This is a genomic window from Halobacterium sp. GSL-19 (assembly GCF_016917855.1).
Taxonomy (GTDB): domain Archaea; phylum Halobacteriota; class Halobacteria; order Halobacteriales; family Halobacteriaceae; genus Halobacterium; species Halobacterium salinarum.
In genome coordinates this window covers 1,373,355-1,390,578 of sequence record NZ_CP070377.1, presented here as the reverse complement: position 1 = coordinate 1,390,578, position 17,224 = coordinate 1,373,355, and the positions used below count along the sequence as shown (strand labels likewise).

20 protein-coding genes are annotated in these 17,224 nt (G+C 67.4%); 9 read left to right on the top strand and 11 right to left on the bottom strand.

Annotation, left to right across the window (positions count from 1 at the left end; translation table 11 throughout):
* Positions 1-6 precede the first annotated feature (6 nt).
* The 3 genes from JT689_RS09195 (at position 7) to JT689_RS09185 (ending at position 3,121) form a co-directional block, all read left to right on the top strand.
* Positions 7-792 carry a hypothetical protein gene (locus JT689_RS09195; RefSeq protein ID WP_229373358.1) on the top strand — a complete coding sequence of 262 codons (786 nt, stop codon included), beginning with the start codon at positions 7-9 and terminating at the stop codon, positions 790-792.
* Positions 793-862: 70 nt separating this feature from the next.
* On the top strand, positions 863-2,620 hold the full coding sequence (locus JT689_RS09190; protein WP_205251029.1) for a S8 family serine peptidase: 1,758 nt from the start codon (positions 863-865) through the stop codon (positions 2,618-2,620).
* 69 nt (positions 2,621-2,689) lie between these two features.
* Positions 2,690-3,121 carry a CBS domain-containing protein gene (locus JT689_RS09185; protein ID WP_229373357.1) on the top strand — a complete coding sequence of 144 codons (432 nt, stop codon included), beginning with the start codon at positions 2,690-2,692 and terminating at the stop codon, positions 3,119-3,121.
* Positions 3,122-3,126: 5 nt separating this feature from the next.
* On the opposite strand, the gene JT689_RS09180 is transcribed toward JT689_RS09185, so the two are convergent.
* Both JT689_RS09180 and JT689_RS09175 read right to left on the bottom strand, forming a co-directional pair.
* A complete protein-coding gene (locus JT689_RS09180; RefSeq protein ID WP_205251028.1) occupies positions 3,127-4,041 on the bottom strand; it encodes a hypothetical protein in 915 nt (304 codons plus the stop codon).
* An 84-nt stretch (positions 4,042-4,125) separates the two neighbouring features.
* Positions 4,126-5,037, bottom strand: coding sequence for a formyltransferase family protein (locus JT689_RS09175; RefSeq protein ID WP_205251027.1), 912 nt, complete (start codon positions 5,035-5,037; stop codon positions 4,126-4,128).
* A 125-nt stretch (positions 5,038-5,162) separates the two neighbouring features.
* Between JT689_RS09175 and purS the strand changes: the two genes are divergently transcribed.
* From purS to JT689_RS09155, 4 genes are read left to right on the top strand one after another with little or no spacing between them, the layout of a single operon-like run.
* A complete protein-coding gene (gene purS, locus JT689_RS09170) occupies positions 5,163-5,417 on the top strand; it encodes a phosphoribosylformylglycinamidine synthase subunit PurS (RefSeq protein WP_010903429.1) in 255 nt (84 codons plus the stop codon).
* The gene (gene purQ / locus JT689_RS09165; RefSeq protein ID WP_010903428.1) at positions 5,414-6,088 is read left to right on the top strand and encodes a phosphoribosylformylglycinamidine synthase I; all 675 of its coding nucleotides are present in this window, start codon (positions 5,414-5,416) and stop codon (positions 6,086-6,088) included. The genes purS and purQ overlap by 4 nt, the downstream gene beginning before the upstream one ends.
* A gap of 53 nt (positions 6,089-6,141) precedes the next feature.
* The gene (locus JT689_RS09160; protein ID WP_010903427.1) at positions 6,142-6,309 is read left to right on the top strand and encodes a hypothetical protein; all 168 of its coding nucleotides are present in this window, start codon (positions 6,142-6,144) and stop codon (positions 6,307-6,309) included.
* A 45-nt stretch (positions 6,310-6,354) separates the two neighbouring features.
* A complete protein-coding gene (locus JT689_RS09155) occupies positions 6,355-6,693 on the top strand; it encodes a hypothetical protein (RefSeq protein WP_205251026.1) in 339 nt (112 codons plus the stop codon).
* A gap of 6 nt (positions 6,694-6,699) precedes the next feature.
* On the opposite strand, the gene JT689_RS09150 is transcribed toward JT689_RS09155, so the two are convergent.
* The 4 genes from JT689_RS09150 to JT689_RS09135 all read right to left on the bottom strand — a co-directional run bounded on the left by JT689_RS09150 (position 6,700) and on the right by JT689_RS09135 (position 10,213).
* Complete coding sequence (locus tag JT689_RS09150; RefSeq protein WP_205251025.1) at positions 6,700-7,779, bottom strand: archaeosine biosynthesis radical SAM protein RaSEA; 1,080 nt, start codon at positions 7,777-7,779, stop codon at positions 6,700-6,702.
* 79 nt (positions 7,780-7,858) lie between these two features.
* Positions 7,859-8,005 carry a hypothetical protein gene (locus JT689_RS09145; RefSeq protein ID WP_205251024.1) on the bottom strand — a complete coding sequence of 49 codons (147 nt, stop codon included), beginning with the start codon at positions 8,003-8,005 and terminating at the stop codon, positions 7,859-7,861.
* Between the two features lie 452 nt (positions 8,006-8,457).
* Positions 8,458-8,676: a hypothetical protein gene (locus tag JT689_RS09140; protein ID WP_205251023.1), complete on the bottom strand. Its 219-nt coding sequence runs from the start codon at positions 8,674-8,676 to the stop codon at positions 8,458-8,460.
* A gap of 520 nt (positions 8,677-9,196) precedes the next feature.
* The gene (locus JT689_RS09135) at positions 9,197-10,213 is read right to left on the bottom strand and encodes a phosphoribosylaminoimidazolesuccinocarboxamide synthase (RefSeq protein ID WP_205251022.1); all 1,017 of its coding nucleotides are present in this window, start codon (positions 10,211-10,213) and stop codon (positions 9,197-9,199) included.
* Between the two features lie 147 nt (positions 10,214-10,360).
* Between JT689_RS09135 and cofH the strand changes: the two genes are divergently transcribed.
* Complete coding sequence (gene cofH / locus JT689_RS09130; RefSeq protein WP_205251021.1) at positions 10,361-11,722, top strand: 7,8-didemethyl-8-hydroxy-5-deazariboflavin synthase subunit CofH; 1,362 nt, start codon at positions 10,361-10,363, stop codon at positions 11,720-11,722.
* A 6-nt stretch (positions 11,723-11,728) separates the two neighbouring features.
* On the opposite strand, the gene cofG is transcribed toward cofH, so the two are convergent.
* The 5 genes from cofG to JT689_RS09105 all read right to left on the bottom strand — a co-directional run bounded on the left by cofG (position 11,729) and on the right by JT689_RS09105 (position 16,519).
* Positions 11,729-12,847 carry a 7,8-didemethyl-8-hydroxy-5-deazariboflavin synthase subunit CofG gene (cofG, locus tag JT689_RS09125; protein WP_205251020.1) on the bottom strand — a complete coding sequence of 373 codons (1,119 nt, stop codon included), beginning with the start codon at positions 12,845-12,847 and terminating at the stop codon, positions 11,729-11,731.
* Positions 12,848-12,888: 41 nt separating this feature from the next.
* Positions 12,889-13,518, bottom strand: a complete 630-nt coding sequence (gene cofC, locus JT689_RS09120) for a 2-phospho-L-lactate guanylyltransferase (RefSeq protein ID WP_010903420.1) — start codon at positions 13,516-13,518, stop codon at positions 12,889-12,891.
* Complete coding sequence (locus tag JT689_RS09115) at positions 13,518-14,312, bottom strand: hypothetical protein (protein ID WP_205251019.1); 795 nt, start codon at positions 14,310-14,312, stop codon at positions 13,518-13,520. The genes cofC and JT689_RS09115 overlap by 1 nt, the downstream gene beginning before the upstream one ends.
* Positions 14,290-15,474, bottom strand: coding sequence for a tubulin/FtsZ family protein (locus JT689_RS09110; RefSeq protein ID WP_012289408.1), 1,185 nt, complete (start codon positions 15,472-15,474; stop codon positions 14,290-14,292). Before JT689_RS09110 ends, JT689_RS09115 begins: the two co-directional genes overlap by 23 nt.
* A 157-nt stretch (positions 15,475-15,631) precedes the next feature.
* Positions 15,632-16,519 (bottom strand): complex I NDUFA9 subunit family protein, encoded by an 888-nt coding sequence (locus JT689_RS09105; RefSeq protein WP_205251018.1) that lies wholly within the window; start codon positions 16,517-16,519, stop codon positions 15,632-15,634.
* Between the two features lie 98 nt (positions 16,520-16,617).
* On the opposite strand from JT689_RS09105, the gene tmk reads away from it, so the two are divergent.
* The gene (tmk, locus tag JT689_RS09100) at positions 16,618-17,217 is read left to right on the top strand and encodes a dTMP kinase (protein WP_010903416.1); all 600 of its coding nucleotides are present in this window, start codon (positions 16,618-16,620) and stop codon (positions 17,215-17,217) included.
* The last annotated feature ends 7 nt before the right edge of the window (positions 17,218-17,224 follow it).

The following is a 17,224-nucleotide window of genomic DNA, read 5'->3' as shown; positions in this document are numbered from 1 at the left end:
GATTCCATGGACACGATACGACCCACGATCCGGCGAACAGCAGTCGTCGTCACAGCCGTCGCAGTGATCGCAGCGCTGGCCGCTGCGGGCAGCACCGCAGCCGCGGCGTCGTCGCCACCGACACCGCCACACCGGTTTTTCGGCACTGTCAGTGATGCTGACGGCCACCCCGCCGGCAACGTCACCGTCGAGGTGGTACACAACGGCTCCGTTGTCGCCTCGAACACCACCGCTGACAGTGGATACTACGATCTGATCGTCCCCGCTGACGCCGTCTCTGCGGGGCGGTCCGTGACGGTGACCGCCCGCAACCAGTCCGCCCAGTTCGAGTGGACCGCGGCCGGGTCGACGGAGGTGGAGTTCACGCTCGGCCCGTCGGGCGGCAGCGACGTTGACGATGGCACCGACAGTGGTGGTGGCACAGACGGCGACACCGGCGGCAGTGGCGACGAGGCGGGTGGCGGAGGCGGTGGCGGAGGCGGTGGCGGTGGCAGTGCTGGCGGCGGTGGCGGCGGCAGTGTCGCTGCCGGGAGCGCGAGCCAGGACGCGACGACGGTGAACGCCGCGACCCAAACGCCGACAACGACGACGGCGACTTCCCAACCCACCACCCAAGCGACCACGACGCCAGACACGTCGACGGCAACGAGCACGGCGGCACCGACAGCATCAACGACCACAACCGAACGCGATACGGACGACGCGTCCAGCGGGACCGTCCCCGGGTTCGGGGGCGTCATCACGCTGGGCGGCATGGCTGCGGCGGCGCTGCTGGCTGGCCGGCTGCGATAACCGCGCCGCCGCGCGCTCGGTGGCTGGAGATGGCGTAGTTATTTGTATACTGGTAGTATATACGGATGCTATGAGACAGACCCGGCGAACGTTCATGAAGACAGCCGCCGCAGCGATCGGCGGCCTCTCAGCCACGACACAGCCCGTCACCGCCGAGCGCGTCCGCGACGACCAGTTCCTCGTCGACACGCAGTCGGCCACCAGCGACGCCTGGCGAGAGGCCGTCGACGTCATCGACGAAGCCCAGTCCGTCGGTTTCGCGTCGGTCTCCGGCTCGGAGCAAGCCCTCACCGGCTACGGCCTGGACTTCGCCCCGGAGTTCGAACTCTCCATCGACCCGCCGACGATCACTGGCGTCTCCCCCGCGGACGTGCCCGACGAGCTCCCCGACGGCGCACAGTCGGCTTCCTTCGACACCACTGACGACGACATCCCACAGCCACACCCACTCCAGTGGTCGAAAGCCGAGCAGAACGTCGCCGCCATCCACGACAACGACGTCACCGGCGAGGGCACGACCATCGCCATCGTGGACTCCGGGATCGACGCCAGCCACCCGGATCTCACCGTCGACACCAGCCGCTCGGGCAACTTCTCCCTCGATGACTCACTGGGAACCAGCGCCGACAGCAGTCACGGCACGCACTGCGCCGGCATCTCGGCGGCTACCGGTGCCCGCGCGTCCAGCGGCGGCCCATACGCCGTCGGCGTCGCGCCCGACGCGACGCTCCTGGACATGAAGGTGTTCCCGTTCAAATCCAGCGCATCGATCCTCAACGCCGCCGAAACGGCGATCCGAGCGGGCGCGGACGCAGTGAACCTGAGTCTCGGGCCGTCCAGCCCGGTGTCGCCGAGCGTCAGCCAGCACCTGAGCGTCAAGGCCTACCGGCGCATCGGCGAGCTCGCCGTCGACAACGACGCCGTCCTCGTCGAGTCCGCCGGCAACGCCGACACCAACATCGACGACTTCGAACCGCAGGTAACGAACACCGGAAAGGGCAGCCACCCCGGATGGATCTCCGTCTCGGGCACCGGACCACGAAGCGCGGTCCCCACGCTCGAAGCCCAGCCCCCGGACGCCGACGGCGACGGTGTCCCGGACTTCGGCACGAACAGCCCCACGCACACGCCCGCCGTCTACACCAACTACGGCCCGGACTCCGTCGACGTCAGCGCCCCGGGCGGGAACGTCGGGTCGTCGGGCTCGCTCTGGGACGGCGTGTTCAGCACGCTCTCCCCGGCCGTCGATTCGTTCGGGTTCGCGCGAACCGGCCCCGGCGGCGGCTCGGGGCTTTACGCCGGCTCCGGGATGTACGGCACGCTGCACGGAACCAGCATGGCGGCACCACACGTCACCGGCCTCGCCGCCGTCGTGGCGGCACAGAACCCCGGCGCGACCACGCGCCAGATCATCGCCCACATCAAACACACCGCCGCCCACGTCCGGTCGGACTACCAGGTCGACTACTTCAGCGCCGGCGACACCACCCCGGACACGTACGACAACGGCACCCTCGAAGACCGCTACGCCTCCGAGACGTTCCGCGGCGCGGGCCACATCGACATCCAACGCGCCGTCGAAAAGCCCATCCCGTTCCCGGGCGGCCTCGAATTCGACGGCACCACGTATTACCCCGCCGACCCCGACGACGACGGCGTCTACGAGGACGTCAACGGCGACGGCGTCGTTGACATGGCCGACGTGGAACTCCTCTACCAGTTGGCGCTCCGCAACGCCGTCCCGGAGGGCACCACTGCCTTCGACGTCACCGGCGACGGCAAATTCGACATGCACGACGTCCAAGCGCTCACCCGCCAAGTCGAGTGACACCGTCCCCCGCCCAAATGTTGGGTGTGTGACGTAATCACCAAGTTCCCGGCTGCTGTACCCTTGCGTGTGCGCGTCGACGACATCATGACCACCGCCGTCGTGGCGGTCCCGGCCGACGCGTCGTTGCACGACGCCGCCGACCGCATGCTTGCGACCGGTGTTGGCAGCGTCGTCGTCACCCGCGACGACAACCCCGCGGGCATCCTCACCGAGCACGACTTCGTCGCCGCCGGCCACGAACACGACCGTCCGTTCGACGAAATCCCAGTGTACGCCGCGGCGTCCCGGCCCCTGGAGACGGTGTCTCCGTCTGCGACCGCTAACCGGGCTGCACACACCCTCCGCGATGCCGGCGTCAGTCACCTCCCGGTCGCGGATGGCCTCGACCTCGTCGGCATCGTCACCACTACCGATCTGGTTGGTGTCCGGGATCACCTCGACGCCGACGCCGAGCACGCGCTCCGCGAACGCACGGCCTGGGAGCAGACGCCCGACTGACTGCGTCAGGTCTTGTAGCCGAGCTGTTCGAGTCGATCGTCGACGACCGACGCGTCGGTCGCCTCCACGGACCCGCCACGACCACCGCTGGGTTCGCGCGTCCGCTCGTCGCTGGCGGTGGTCTCACACCACGGCACCTCCCGAAGCGCCGGAACATCGACGCCGCCGGGATGGCCGTAGATGGCGTGTTCACCGAACGCGTTCCCGTGGTCGGCGGTGAGCACGGTCCTGTCGGCGTCGACGTTCGAGCGCAACACCGCGACGTCCTCTAAGACGACTTCGAGGTTGCGCTCGTAGTCCCGCCAGGCGTCCGCGACGGAGCGCCGGCCGAACCGCAGTTGCTCCCAGACGGACATCGGCTGGTCGCCCCAGTCGTCCAGGGCGACTCCGCCACTGTCGTCGTCGAAGACGGTGGGGAAGTGGGGCTGCATGTAGTGGACGATCAGCCGGTCGGTGTCGTGGGTGCGCCCCGCCCTGATCGCGGCGTCGGTCACCGGGCCGGGTGGGATGGTACCCTGGGCGTCGTCCCAGCCGTACTCCCAGACCGCCTCGTAGCCGCCCAGCCGGCTCGTGTCAATGGTGCGCGAGGAGTACGGGTTCCCGGTCACGTAGGAGACGTCCGCAAGGGCGTCGTCGCTGGCGCTCCCGAGCACCGCGGTGAGCCACTCCGTCGACGTGCTTGCCGGCGATGTCGCCGTTCCGCCACTGTCGAAGTCGTACTCCCCGCCGCCGACGACGTCGGCGAACACGTCCGCCCGACAGGCGTCCAACACGACCAGCATGTCCCATTCCGCGTCCAGGATCGGGTCCGGGGTGCTGCGTGATCGTAGCCCGTAGTACGTCCGCGAGGCGAACTCGCGGACCGCGTCGAAGCCGGCGTACCGGAGGCTGCGGGCGGCTGCCGCGAGGTCCGAGATCATCGTCCCCTCCGCAGCACACTGTCTCCGTTGTTCACGCCGGCAGCCACGACTGGAACGTATAAGATTGCTGTGAAAGGCCGCGGCTCAGTCGTCGGCCAGCGCGCCGTACTCGTGTGGGCCGTCGACCGCGACCGCGCCGCGCCGCACCGTCGTGTCGCCGGCGAGGTGCGCGCGCACCGCCGCCACGAGCGCGTCCGCTTCGAGGGGCTGGCCGCGGTCCTTGACCGCAGCGACCGACGCGTTCGGCGGCACGGTGAACGCGCGCTGGGTGAGGATCGGCCCCTGGTCGAGGTCGGTGGTGACGTAGTGTGCGGTGACGCCGGCGACACGCACGCCCGCCTCGACGGCCTGCCGGTAGGCCTGTGCGCCCGGGAACGCCGGCAGCAGGCTTGGATGGACGTTCACGATGTGGCCCGCGTACCGGAACACCACGTCCGGGCTGAGGATGCGCATGTATCGCGCAAGCACCACGAGGTCGGTGTCGTACGCCGCGAGCAACTCCAGGAGGCGCTCCTCGTCGGGGGTGCCCGTGTCGTCGCCGATGTCGTGAAACGGGACGTCGTGCTCGTCGGCGACCGCTTCGAGGGTGTCGTGGTTGCCGATGACGACGTTCACGGGCGCGCCCAGGTCGGCCTCAAGGAGCGCGCGCAGGCAGTGGTCTTCTTTCGTGACGAGGACCGCGATGCCGTCGTCGCGCTCGTCGGGGAACCGAACCCGCACGTCGACGCCGAGCTCGTCACCGGTGTCGTCAAGCGCCGCCTGGAAGGCCGCGCGGTCGGTGACCGGCTCCGCGCCGTCTGCGAACCCACAATCCGCGAGCAGCGTCATGCGGAAGACGCCGTCGCGGACGGTCTGCTCGACGTCTTCGATGTTCGCGCCGTGCTCGAACAGCAGTCCCGTGACCGCAGCGACGATCCCGGTGCGGTCGGCTCCGACCACCGTGACTTCGGTGTAGTCGTTTTCGGCGACACTGCGGGAGTGCTGTTCGCTGGACATACACGCCCGGAGGTCGTCGATACGGATAGATGTGTCCCACGTGAGTGGCCCTCTCGCAACTCATGAACGTGTATTATCGTAGCGTTCCAAAAGAGTGATTGCACACGAAAGTCCACACCGATGTGATGACCGCGTACACCGCCACGGTGACGGTCCGACTCCAACACGGCGTCCTCGACCCGGAGGCCGAAACCACCCAGCAAGCCCTCGAACGCCTCGGGTTCGAACTCGACGCGCTCCGGTCGGCCGACCGCTTCGAGATCGACCTCGACGCCGACGACGAACAGGCGGCCGCCGAGCGCGCCGACGAGATGGCCCACCGACTCCTCGCCAACCCGACCATCCACGACTACGACGTGGCGGTCGAAGCCCGCGAATGACGGTCGCAGTCGTTCGCTTCGGCGGCTCGAACTGCGACCGCGACGCCGTCCGGGCGCTCGCCCACCTCGGCGTCGACGCCGCGGTCGCCTGGCACGACGACGGGCTTCCCGCTGACACCGACGGCGTCGTCGTCCCCGGCGGGTTCTCGTACGGCGACTACCTCCGCGCGGGTGCGATGGCCGCCCAGTCGCCGGTCGTGGCGGAGGTCCGCGCGCTCGCCGCCGACGGCGTCCCGGTTCTCGGCGTCTGCAACGGCGCCCAGATCGGCTGCGAGGCCGGCCTCGCGCCGGGCGCGTTCACGACGAACGCCAGCGCGCGCTTCCAGTGCGAGCGCGTCCACCTCCGCGTCGAGAACGCCACCACGCCGTGGACGGCCGCCTACAGCGAGGGCGACGTCCTCGAAATCCCCATCGCGCACGGCGAGGGACGCTTCGAAATCGACGACGACGCCTACGCGGACCTCGTGGCCGACGACCGCGTGCTCTTCCGGTACTGCAACGCCGACGGCGAGGTCACCGAGGCGGCGAACCCGAACGGATCGACGGGCGCCGTTGCCGGCGTCACGGGCGACCGCGACCACGTTGCGGTCATGATGCCCCACCCCGAGCGCGCGACGCTCCCGGCGCTCGGTGCCACGGACGGCCAGGGCATCCTCGGCGCGTTCGCGTAGCGCTTCCACCCGCCACCGAAACAGTGTAGACCCTGGTCCCCCCAATACCACATATGGCAGTCAAAAAACACGTCACGAACGGTATCGTCTCGCTCGTCGTCAGTGTCGCCGCCACCGTGTACGCTGCCGACGACGGCCCCTGGGACCTCGAACAGGTCACGCTGGCCGTCGCGGTGTCGGCGTTCCTCTCGGGGTTCTTCACGAGCTACTTCGCCGAGTAACGCCGTCGGGGAAACGCCGATACGGCATCCCCACGTAGGTCGCGCATGGACGCCCCACAACCGGCCGGCGACGACTGGCCCGCCCGCCCGCTGTCACCCGACGAAGCCCGCGCCCGCCTCGACGACACCGCGGACGCCCGCGCCGTCTGGGTGATGGACCACGATGACGGCGTCCGCTCCACAGTCGTTCCCGACGACGCCCCCGCGGACGCGGTCGTGGACGTCGTCGTTGAGACGGCCACGGGCTTCGAGATGTACAGCTACACGCGTGGCCAGTGGATGGACTACGGCACGCAACGGCACGATGACGACGACGCCCCCTCGATGGCGGGCACCCTGGAGAGCTACCGGCTGCTGGCCGGCGAGTCGGCGCTGTCACTCTGACCGCACTCACTCCGCCAGCGGGAGGTTGTAGGCCGTCTCCCGTTCAACGACCGCTTCGTGCGTGGCCTCGCACTCGCAGGCGACCTCCGAGAACACCGACGGGTCCTGGCGCAGGTCGAAGTCCTTGATGGCCTTCTGCACGCGGTCGTCGCACTCCCCGCAGTTGTGCGCCCCCCGGTCGCTGCCGTGACCGACCGGGTCCGAGACCACGATGGCGTCGACGTCCGCCGTCGACTCCAGGACCTCGGCGACGCTCCAGAGCCACGGCGGCCGGTAGCCACCGCGGAAATGCAGCTGGTCGACCATCGTGTACCGCTGGACGTTCGTCGGGTTCATCGACACCGTGTGACAGCCATCGACGGCCGCACACCGCCGGATCGAGGACTGCATATCCGCGATCGCCTCCGACTCGGCGAGGAACGGCGGCTTCATCAGGAGGTACGCCTTGATGCCGGCGTCCGCCGCGCGCGCCTCCGCGCAGGCGGCCTCGAAGTCCTCGAAGTCGAAGTACTTGTTCACGCAGTCGTGGCGCACCCGATCGGTCGCCGTCTCCAGGCCGACGGCCACGTCCGTCTCCAGGCCGACCGCGGTGAAATCCGTGATCTTCTCCCGATCCACGAAATCCGGCAGGCTCTCGACGACGATGCGCTCGCGGTCCGCGAACGTCTCGGCGATGGCCCGCCGGGTTTCGGCGGGCACCTCGCGCTCGTCGAGGAACGACCCGCTGGTGTAGATCTTGATGAGCCCGGCCTGCTCGTCGCCCTCCGCGCGTTCGTGGGCGAGGCACTCGTCGATCTGCGCCAGGAGGTCCTCGTGGGCAACTGAGCCACCCTCGACGGACTCGGCGACGTACCCGCACATCGTGCAGCCGCCGGCCCGCGCCCACCGACACCCGCCCGTGTTCAGGATGATCGTGAGACTGTTGTAGACGCCGTCCGGCGTGTTGTCCTCGTCCAGCCAGACCCGCGTCGGCTCCCGGGGGTCGTAGTCTTTGGCGCCCTTCTCGTCCCGCAACTCCCGCATCACCTTGTTGTGGGCGTCCATCCCGCGCCCCTGCTCGTAGACGTCCGCGCTCGGCTCGCTCATTGCCCGCGACGAGGACTCGCGGGCGTAAAGCGGCTTCGTCTGTCGGTGTCCGCCCGGGAAACCGACGAACCGGAGCGCTTCAGACGCCGAACCAACGACGGACCGCCCGGAGCCAGCCGACGCCGCGCGCCCGCTGCTCGTCCTCGTCGTCCTCGTCGTCGGGCGTCTGGACGCCGATTCGCGAACTCCGGCCGGTGGCCGCGTCGATGACTGTTGCGTGCTTCAAGACCTCTCCAGTCCACCAAAGTCACTTCCGTTGTATATTCTCAGCTCCTTGTCTAATCCATCCGGTTCATATCGGCGGTAACTGGCTTGTTCATTGTTTTACTAACCAGGGTGGTATCCTATTCTTCATCCTCCTCGGTCTACTGCGAAAGGAGGCCAACTCCTGTCGTACAGATTGACATTCTCTGGCTATCAGGATGCATTCAAAGTCACATTGACGGGTGAACTCTCGGACAATGTCGCTAATCCGTTCTAGTCGCTTGAGAAACCCGGTACGGCCTTGTCTCCGAGTGCCGCTTTCGTGATGATTAGCGTACAACGAGACAGCCCGTAAGTGGAACTGTATGTGCGTATCTATCCATGATTCCTCCCATTTATTGCACCCAAGTCGCCGGTAAATAGAGTTCTCCTCTTCGTCTGTGGGTAGATCTGGTATATCGCCTCTATTGGTAATTAGCCGTATTTAGACGAGAAAATTACGTATGTTGCTGAAGATAATACTGTTACAGCTAGAGAAATAGTTAGGGTGTCTGGGTCGGTAACGGTCTTCATTGCTGGCTCTGGATAATTGGCGATAACACTCCAGATGAAGACGCTGATGAGTACCATCCCTCCAAACACTAGGCTCCCATAGAGGGGGTTATTTTTCAACCAAGTGTTCAATTCGACCATATATTCTGCTCGCTGCTGGACAATAAAAAAGTGGTAGTGGTGCCGTGAGGGTCTTATTCTATACACTAAAGGACTTAATGATTAATCATATCGCTGAAATTTTACGTCCGAATCTTTGAATAGCTGGTGGGGTAAATAATGGCGGGCGTTTGATTCGTCTGTTATGTCCTCCGGGCTATTTGATGCTCTTCGTCAACCAGAACATACTGGTGAAAACAGATGCACGTCATGCACAATGGTAATATCACAATAGAATCATCCTCGGCTTCTTTTGTTCTTTAATGCCAAAATGTTCCACTATATTTTGATGTTGTCTTTCCTTTCCTGATTTACTTTTCCGGGTGTCAAATTCGAAACCGCTCTGAATTCATCGGAACATCAATCATGATTCTGTAGGTGAGATCTGGAACTGTTTAGCTCAGACATTCTGATAGGCGTCTCCAACACTCGTTTCACAGAGGTTCCGTTCAAACCGCCAGCCAGAATGCAGGACACCGCGACCACGACGACCGCCGCCGCATCACTCGAAGGCGTCGAGCGCGTCGCCGAGCGGCGGCGCGTCGAACCACTCGCGGGCCGTGTAGCGGTTCGCGCCCGCGGCGTACAGGTCCGCCGCGGCCTGCAGGATCTCCGGCGGCAGCGGGTCGGGGGACGGCTCACAGAGGGACTTCCAGTCGGCGACGCCGCGCTCGTCTGCCGCCCGCTTGGCGTCTTTGAGGGCGCCGACCCACTCGGGGGCCGAGCGCTTGTAGAACTGCCGCACCGCCTCCTTGGAGACCTCTCGGCCGTCGAACCGGAAGCGGTTCTCGTCGAACGTCCCGGCGACGTCCGCGACCCGCACCTCGCCGTCGACGTATACGCATTCGAGCTTGCCGTCGTCGTGGACGAAGCCGGCGTCGGCCGCGCAGTCGGTGATGGTTTCGTTCACGCGGCGCGCGAGCGCGTCCAGCTCCGCGATGTCGGCGTCGCCCGCGATCTCGTCGGCCATCGACCGGGACAGATAGCGGTCTTGCTCCTCGTACTTCGTCGAGAACTCCACGATCGTCTCCGGCAACTCGACGGGTCCCTGGGGCCATTCGTCGGCGTCGATCCCGACGTCCGCGGGGGCACACCGCGTCCGGAGGCTGGAGCCGACCGGCACGGCGTTCCGGAACACCACCTCCAGGGGCACGAGGTAGTTGCTGCCGCCGGCGTCGTGGTACCGGTCGTAGTCGTAGTTCCCGTCCTCGAACGGGAGCGTGGGCACCTGCGTGAGGTCGATCACCATCTGGGTGGGTGCCTCGGGGGCGTCCGCCAGGCGCACCGTCTCCCCACCCGGCGTCCGCACGCCCTGGTAGTGTGTGGGGACGCCCGCGGCCGCGAGCTGTTCGAACGTGTACGCCCCCATGGTGCAGAGGCTGGCCCCCTTGCCCGGAACGTGGTCGGGCATCTCCCCCCAGTCGAACACCGAATACCGGTCGCTGAACTCGAAGACACCCCGCCCGAGGTCGGTGTCCGTTGCTGGTGACTCGACGCGGCGGTCTTTGACGCTCGCCATACCACTATGCCTGGGACCCCACCCCATCAATCTTTCACTTGCGTGCGTACACGCCACTCGTCTGCGCGCAGTCTGTCCACGAATTTGCGTACGGATCCGGCTGCCGCTGTGGCAGGGTTTTTGCCCGTGCAACCGGTGCCATCGACAATGACCGACGCCAGCGCTCTCGACTTCGACGTGGTCCCGAGCACCGACCAGTCGTTCGAGAACGCGCTGGCGAACGCCCGTGACGGCCGCCGCCTCACCGTCGCCGACGGCATCGAACTCATCACCACGGGCACCGACACCGACGGCATCGACCCGCGACGCAAGGAACTCGTCCTGGAGGCCGCCGACCGCCGCCGGGCCGACGTGGTCGGCGACGACGTGACGTTCGTCGCCAACCTCAACAACAACGTCACCACGGCCTGCAACACCGGCTGCCTGTTCTGCAACTTCAAAGACACCGCCCACCGCTTCGAAACCGAGCACGAGGCGGCTCACGGCGGCTTCACCAAGACGCCCGCCGAATCGAAAGCCACGGTCGCGGACGCCGTCGAACGCGGCGTCTCCGAGGTCACGTCGGTCTCGGGGCTGCACCCGGCGTTCGGACTGAACGAGGCCCACCGCGACGCCCTCGACCCCGACGACCCCGACCACAACTACAAGCCCCCCGAAGCGTACGACACGGACCCGACGACGTACGCCGCGCAGATCGCGGCGATGAGCGAGGCCGGCGCACACGTCCACTCGATCACGCCCGAGGAAGCCCACCACGCCCAGCGCGGGGTGAGTTGGGGTTACGACGAGGTCTACGAGACGCTGGCCGACGCCGGCCTCGACACCGTTCCCGGCACCGCCGCCGAAATCCTCGTCGACGAAGTCCGGGACGTCATCTGTCCCGGCAAAATGACGACCGACGAGTGGGTCGCCGCCATGGAAGCCGCCGCCGACGCCGGCCTCGGAACGACCGCCACCATCATGTACGGCCACGTCGAGAACGCCGCCCACCGCATCCACCACCTCGACGTGATCCGCGCCCTCCAGGACCGCACCCACAACATCACGGAGTTCGTCCCGCTGTCGTTCATCCACGAGCAGACCCCCCTCTACGAGCGCGGCGTCGTCGACGGCGGCGCCAGCGACGCCGAAGACGAACTCATGATCGCCGTCTCGCGGCTGTTCCTCGACAACATCGACCACATCCAGTCGTCGTGGGTGAAGTTCGGGGACGCGAAGGGACTGGCGCTGTTGAACTGCGGCGCCGACGACTTCATGGGCACGATCCTCAGCGAGGAAATCACGAAGCGCGCCGGCGGCCAACACGGCGAGTTCCGGTCGGTCGCCGACTACGCCGAGATGATCTCGGCCATCGGCCGCACGCCGGTCGAGCGCTCCACGGACTACACGACTCGGCACGTCATCAACCCCGACGCGGACACCATCGGCCCCCACGTCGGACCGAACGCCGACGGCACGCCCCTGGTGTCCGAGCGCGCCGGCACGCCACCCCACAGCGCCGGCGACTAACCGCCGTCACTCCGCGCGCACCGCCTCGTACCGGTCGCCGTCCTCGATCGCGCGCCAGATGCGCTGGCTCACCCAGCCGTCACCGGCGGTCCCGCCGTCGGCGGGCAAGAACCGCTCGTACACCGGCAGGCGCTCGCGCAACGGCACCCCCGCGTGGTCGGCGATGGCCGACAGCTCGTCGAGGGCCGGCCACGCGTAGTCCGGGTTGATGTGGTCTTTGGTCACGGGCGAAACGCCGCCCAGATCATCCACGCCGCAGTCGACCAGCCCGCGCACGTCCGTCAGGTTCGGCGGCACCTGCACCCCGACCTCGGCCGGGAGCACGGCCCGCGCCATCGCCACCACGCGACGCATCGTCTCCGCGCCCGGCGGCTCGCCCTGCCAGCGCGCGTTCGGACGCACCGGCTGCACGATCACCTCCTGGACGTGGTCGTGGCGCTCGTGCAGCGCCCGGATCGCGAGCAGGCTCTCGGCGCGGTCCCGCCAGTCCTCGCCGATCCCCACGAGAATGCCCGTGGTGAAGGGCACGCCCAGGTCGCCCGCCACGTCGATCGTGTGCAGGCGCTGCTCGGGGGATTTCGCGCGTGGGCCGCCGTGGGCCTGTACGTCCGCCGTTGTCTCCAACATCACCCCCATCGACGCGTTCACGTCGGCCACGGTGGCCATCTGTGCGCGCGTCTGATCGCCGGGGTTGGCGTGGGGCAACAGCCCCGCTTCGAGCGCGATCTCACAGGCCGCCCGCAGGTACTCGTGGATGGAGTCGTAGCCCCACTCGCCGAGCTGCTCGTGGATCGCAGTGTAGCGGTCGTCGGGCTGGTCGCCGAACGTGAACAACGCCTCGGTGCAGCCCGCATCGGCCCCAACACGGCACTGCTCGCGGATCTCCTCCGGCGTCAACAACGACGCCTCACCGGGCACGTCGTAGTACGTGCAGTACGTACACGTGTACCGACACGCCGTCGTCAGCGGCACGAAGACGTTGCGCGCGAACGTGAGACTGGACGCCGGCGCCACGTCCGCCGGACGCACGTCGAGGGCGCGCTCCACGGCGGCCTCGGAGACCGACACTGACACGTCGTACTCGTCGCCGCCGAACTGTGTCTCAGTCACGGCACACCCCCACATCCAGACGCCACTTCATGCCAACGCGTCCGGCCGTCGCGCGGTTAGTCGTTGGGTTCCCGGACCACGGTTGGCGTGCCGTCGTCCACCGCGAGCCGCCACCCGCCGGCGATCAACCACTCCCGGGTCCGGCGCGTGTTGTGCACGAACACGTCCACGAGATCCGACGCGTCGTCGACGTCGGCCGCCAGCCGGAACGAATCAACCGTGGTGACGGTCAACCCGGCGCGCTCGGCCGCCGTCACGTGATCCCGGAACGACACGCCGTGATACGACACCGGCACGTCGGCCGTCCGCGCGAGCACCACGTTCGTGCCGCCGCCGCTGCCGGGCGCGAGCACCACGTCCCCGCTGGCGGCGAACACCCGCCGGATGGCGTCCGGCGTGGCGAGCGCGAGGTCCGCCATCACGACCGCCGTCGGGAGCGGCCCGTCGGCGATCGCGGCCGCCACCGCCGTCGACAGCGCGCGGTCGTCAACGGTCACGGGCGCGTCGACGGGCCGCGACACCGGAGCCGTCGCAACCACCACCGGGTCGCCGCCCGCGTCCCGCACCGCCCCAAGCACGTCTGCAAGCATTGCGTACGCGAACCCACGCCGCTCCTCGGCGTCCGCAAAGAACTCCGCAAGCCGCGACTTCGGATCCCGAGGGTCGAACGGCACGACCGTCCGCATCACCCCAGCTTGTCGTAGGTGTCCCGCTGCTGGAGATACCAGTAGCCGAGCCCACCGAGCACCAGCAACACCACAACCGCAGCGCCGCCGTACATCAACAGCCGGGTGCGCTTGGCCGAACTCTGTGCGCTGCTCGCGGCGCTCTCGGCCTCGTTGGCGTTCGTGACCGCCTGGCTGAACTCGCCGGCGTTGTAGAACTCGATGGCGTCGCGCACGTCGCGTTCCGCGCCCGTGACGCTTCCGCCAGCGTCGGTCGCGCGCTCGACCGCGGCCTCCGCGTCATCGATCGCCCTGCGAGCCTCCCGGCTGTCGGTCGTGTACGGCCGCGTCTCGAAGGCCGATCCGATCTGGCTCGTCGAGCCCCCGCGCTGGGTCTGCTCGAAGGACGCGTAGGTCACCGTCTGCTCGGGGTCGTAACTCCACTGGAACGTCTCCGTTCCCGGTGTCGTCCCCTCGATCTGGACGTCCGCACGCGTCACCGCCGTCGCGGCGTCGAAGTCGTACTCTATGGCCTGTCCGGTCAGCGTCTCCTCGTCGACCTGATTGCCGGCGTTGTCGAACGTCTGGATCGTCCACGTGACGTTTTCGAGGTCGGTCTCCGCGCGCAGCGTCCACTCCTCGTAGTCGCTGAACGGCTCCGCGACCTCGAACGTCGTCGATTGCTGTTCGCCGACCTGCACCGTGCTCGGCTCGTCCCCGCTGACCGACACTGCAGCCGCCGGTGTCGCTGCCACTGCAAGCAGCGCCACGACAGCGAGGACAGCCCCGAGCTCAGAATAATGGCTCGAGCTCATCCTCGTCGTCTTCGACTAACTCTTCTAAGTTATCTTCGCTTTCCTCTCGGATCTCGTCGATGTTGTCCTGGGCCTCGATGGCGACCTCCTGAAGCTCCTTGATGCGCGGGACGTCGTTGACGCCCGACAACAACACCACGGAGGCCACCTGATCGGAGTTCGACACCGGGTAGTCGCCGCCCCGGACTTCCATCGATCCGGTCTGGTCTTCGAGCCACTTCCGCCCGCGCTCGATGCCTTTCCGGTTCAGGTACTTCGGCGGGCCCGCCGTGACCAGCAGCGCGCGCTCGCTGCCCTCGATCTCACACGGCAGCGTGAGCCGCCCCAGCGCGGCCTTCCGCACGAGGCTGGTGATGCGGTTGGTCGTTGAGGCGGTGTCCTCGAGTTCGTCGTCGTCGCCGGTGAACCGGGACAACAGCCCGCTGCCGGCACCGCCGCTGTTGTTGTCCACCGTCTCGGAGGCGTAGCCGATCGTGGACACGCCGCCGCCGGCCAGCGTGTTGATGATCTCGCTGGAGTCGACGACGGACTCCGCGACATCGCCGCCCTGCTCGACCTCGCCCGCGCCGAACAGGATGCCGAACCGGGTGACGATCTCCTCGTTGATCTCGTCGTAGCCGCCCTGCACGGACTCCCCGGACTTCCGCCAGGCGTCGTTGTCGAACACCAGGAGGTTGTCCACCTCCCGCACGAACGTCTGGAACGACCGCGCCGCGTTCAGCGTGTAGATGCCACCCTCGTCGCTCCCGGGCAGCACGCCGATCCCGTAGACTGGCTCCGTGTAAATGCGCTTGAGGTGTTTCGCGATGACCGGCGACCCACCCGAGCCGGTGCCGCCGCCCAGCCCCGAGATCACGAGGAACGCGTCGACCTCGTGGACGGGGATGGAGTCGATGGCCCCCTGTACCTCGTCGATGTCCTCCTCGGCGATCTCCGCGCCGAGTTCGTTGTCCGCTCCGACCCCGTGTCCCTTGACGCGCGACTGCCCGATCAGCACGCGGTTCTCTTCGGGGATATGCTCCAAGCCCATGAGGTCAGCCTTGGCGGTGTTGACGGCGACGGCGGCGCGCACGATGTCCGACCCGTGGCGCTCGTCGTACTCGATGAACTTGTCGAGTATTTTCCCGCCCGCCTGACCGAACCCGATCATTGCCAGTTTCATGCGGAATCCTTGCCAAGGTAAAGCGCCAACGGCTGTATAAGGCTTTTGCAGACGAGCGTCAGACGCCCGCTTGGACGCCCAGTACGCCCGCTACACGCCCGTTCTGGTCGCCCGCCGTCGCCCCGCATCAGACGGCATTCATGTAACTGTCCTTCCATCATTCGACACCGAGGTACGCTGCCAGCGTCCGCAGCGTCGACGGGTCCACGTCGAACGCGGTCACGTCGTTGGCGCTGGTGGTGTTGTCCAGTTTCAGCGACCGGTACTGGTCGGCACCCATGGGCACGAACGGCAGCGGGTCCGCGAGCGTCAGCCCCACCGCAGCCAACGGCATCGGCACCGGAAGCACGCGCACCGACTTCCCGGCCGCGCGATACGCCATCCGGGTCACGTCCGCCAGCGTCAGCACGTCCGGGCCGCCGATGTCGTAGGTCTCCCCCCAGTGGGCCTCCGTGCCGAGGGCGTCCGCGAGCATCGGCACGAGGTCACCGACCCAGATCGGCTGGAACTTCGACGCGCCGCCGCCGGGCAGTCCCGTGACGTAGGGCGTCGTGAGCTGCTTCGTGAACGGGACGAACTCCCCGCCGTCACCGAACACGACCGACGGCCGCACGATCGTGTAGTGGAGATCCGACGACCGCACCGCTTCCTCGGCGCGCCCCTTCGCCCGCAGGTACGCGGTCGGTCCCGTGGGGTCGGCGTCGAGGGCTGACAACTGGAGGACGTACTCCACGCCGGCCTCCGACGCCGCTGCAACCACGTTCTCGGTGCCGCCGAGATGCACGTCGAGGTGGCGGCTGTCGCCGCCGGAGGGCTTGAACAGCGGCGACAACGCCACCAGGTTCACCACCGCATCGTGGCCGTCGATCGCGTTCGCGACTGTCTCCTTGACCGTGACATCGCCCACGATGCGGGTGACGTCCGCCGGGAGGGCCGCGTCAGCCGGCTCCCGTGCGAACGCCGTCACGTCGTGGCCGCGATCGTCCAACTCTCGACAGAGGTGTGTGCCGATGAACCCCGTCCCGCCAGTAACCAACACGTCCATACTGTCACACACACACGCGGCCATCGTAAAAGTATGCAACGACGCCGCCGACCGCCGATCCGAAGGGCGTTTGTACGCCGCTGGCCGTCACCTCGGGTATGCTCGTCACGCTTGAGGGACTCGACGGAAGCGGGAAGACCACGGTCTGGGAGTCGCTTCGAGCGTCCCACGACGACGGCGTCACGTTCACCGCCGAGCCGACGGACTCGCAGTACGGCCAGGCCGTCCGGCGGTCGGAATCCGCGGCCGACGCCGACCCGATCGCCGAGCTGTTCCTGTTCACCGCCGACCACGCCGACCACCTCTCGCGTGTCGTCTCTCCGGCGCTCGACCGCGGGGATGTCGTGATCTCGGATCGCTACTCGGACTCCCGGTACGCCTACCAGGGCGCGACGCTGGCCGACACCGTCCCGCGCGCCATGGAGTACGTCCGGGGCATCCACCAGCCCTGGACGCGCCCCCCGGACGTGACCCTCTACTTCGACGTGGACCCCGACACGGGGGCCGCGCGGTCCGGCGCAACCAACAAGTTCGAGACCGCCGCGTTCCTCGCCGACGTCCGGGCGAACTACGAGCAGCTCATCGACTACACCCCCGAGCGGTTCGTCCGCATCGACGCCACACAGTCCCCGGAGGCCGTGATCGCGGACGCCGAAGCGGCGCTCGCCGACGCGCTGCCGGACGACGCCTGGGCGTGAGTGCGCC

Bases quoted from the DNA above. Each gene is read 5' to 3' on its own strand.
- purQ (WP_010903428.1), top strand. From the start codon at position 5,414: ATGACGGTCGCAGTCGTTCGCTTCGGCGGCTCGAACTGCGACCGCGAC.
- JT689_RS09105 (WP_205251018.1), bottom strand. From the start codon at position 16,519: ATGGACGTGTTGGTTACTGGCGGGACGGGGTTCATCGGCACACACCTC.
- JT689_RS09175 (WP_205251027.1), bottom strand. From the start codon at position 5,037: ATGTCCAGCGAACAGCACTCCCGCAGTGTCGCCGAAAACGACTACACC.
- JT689_RS09140 (WP_205251023.1), bottom strand. From the start codon at position 8,676: ATGGTCGAATTGAACACTTGGTTGAAAAATAACCCCCTCTATGGGAGC.
- purS (WP_010903429.1), top strand. From the start codon at position 5,163: ATGACCGCGTACACCGCCACGGTGACGGTCCGACTCCAACACGGCGTC.
- JT689_RS09150 (WP_205251025.1), bottom strand. From the start codon at position 7,779: ATGAGCGAGCCGAGCGCGGACGTCTACGAGCAGGGGCGCGGGATGGAC.
- JT689_RS09135 (WP_205251022.1), bottom strand. From the start codon at position 10,213: ATGGCGAGCGTCAAAGACCGCCGCGTCGAGTCACCAGCAACGGACACC.
- JT689_RS09160 (WP_010903427.1), top strand. From the start codon at position 6,142: ATGGCAGTCAAAAAACACGTCACGAACGGTATCGTCTCGCTCGTCGTC.
- cofG (WP_205251020.1), bottom strand. From the start codon at position 12,847: ATGTGGGGGTGTGCCGTGACTGAGACACAGTTCGGCGGCGACGAGTAC.
- cofH (WP_205251021.1), top strand. From the start codon at position 10,361: ATGACCGACGCCAGCGCTCTCGACTTCGACGTGGTCCCGAGCACCGAC.
- JT689_RS09115 (WP_205251019.1), bottom strand. From the start codon at position 14,312: ATGAGCTCGAGCCATTATTCTGAGCTCGGGGCTGTCCTCGCTGTCGTG.
- JT689_RS09190 (WP_205251029.1), top strand. From the start codon at position 863: ATGAGACAGACCCGGCGAACGTTCATGAAGACAGCCGCCGCAGCGATC.
- cofC (WP_010903420.1), bottom strand. From the start codon at position 13,518: ATGCGGACGGTCGTGCCGTTCGACCCTCGGGATCCGAAGTCGCGGCTT.
- tmk (WP_010903416.1), top strand. From the start codon at position 16,618: ATGCTCGTCACGCTTGAGGGACTCGACGGAAGCGGGAAGACCACGGTC.
- JT689_RS09155 (WP_205251026.1), top strand. From the start codon at position 6,355: ATGGACGCCCCACAACCGGCCGGCGACGACTGGCCCGCCCGCCCGCTG.
- JT689_RS09180 (WP_205251028.1), bottom strand. From the start codon at position 4,041: ATGATCTCGGACCTCGCGGCAGCCGCCCGCAGCCTCCGGTACGCCGGC.
- JT689_RS09195 (WP_229373358.1), top strand. From the start codon at position 7: ATGGACACGATACGACCCACGATCCGGCGAACAGCAGTCGTCGTCACA.
- JT689_RS09110 (WP_012289408.1), bottom strand. From the start codon at position 15,474: ATGAAACTGGCAATGATCGGGTTCGGTCAGGCGGGCGGGAAAATACTC.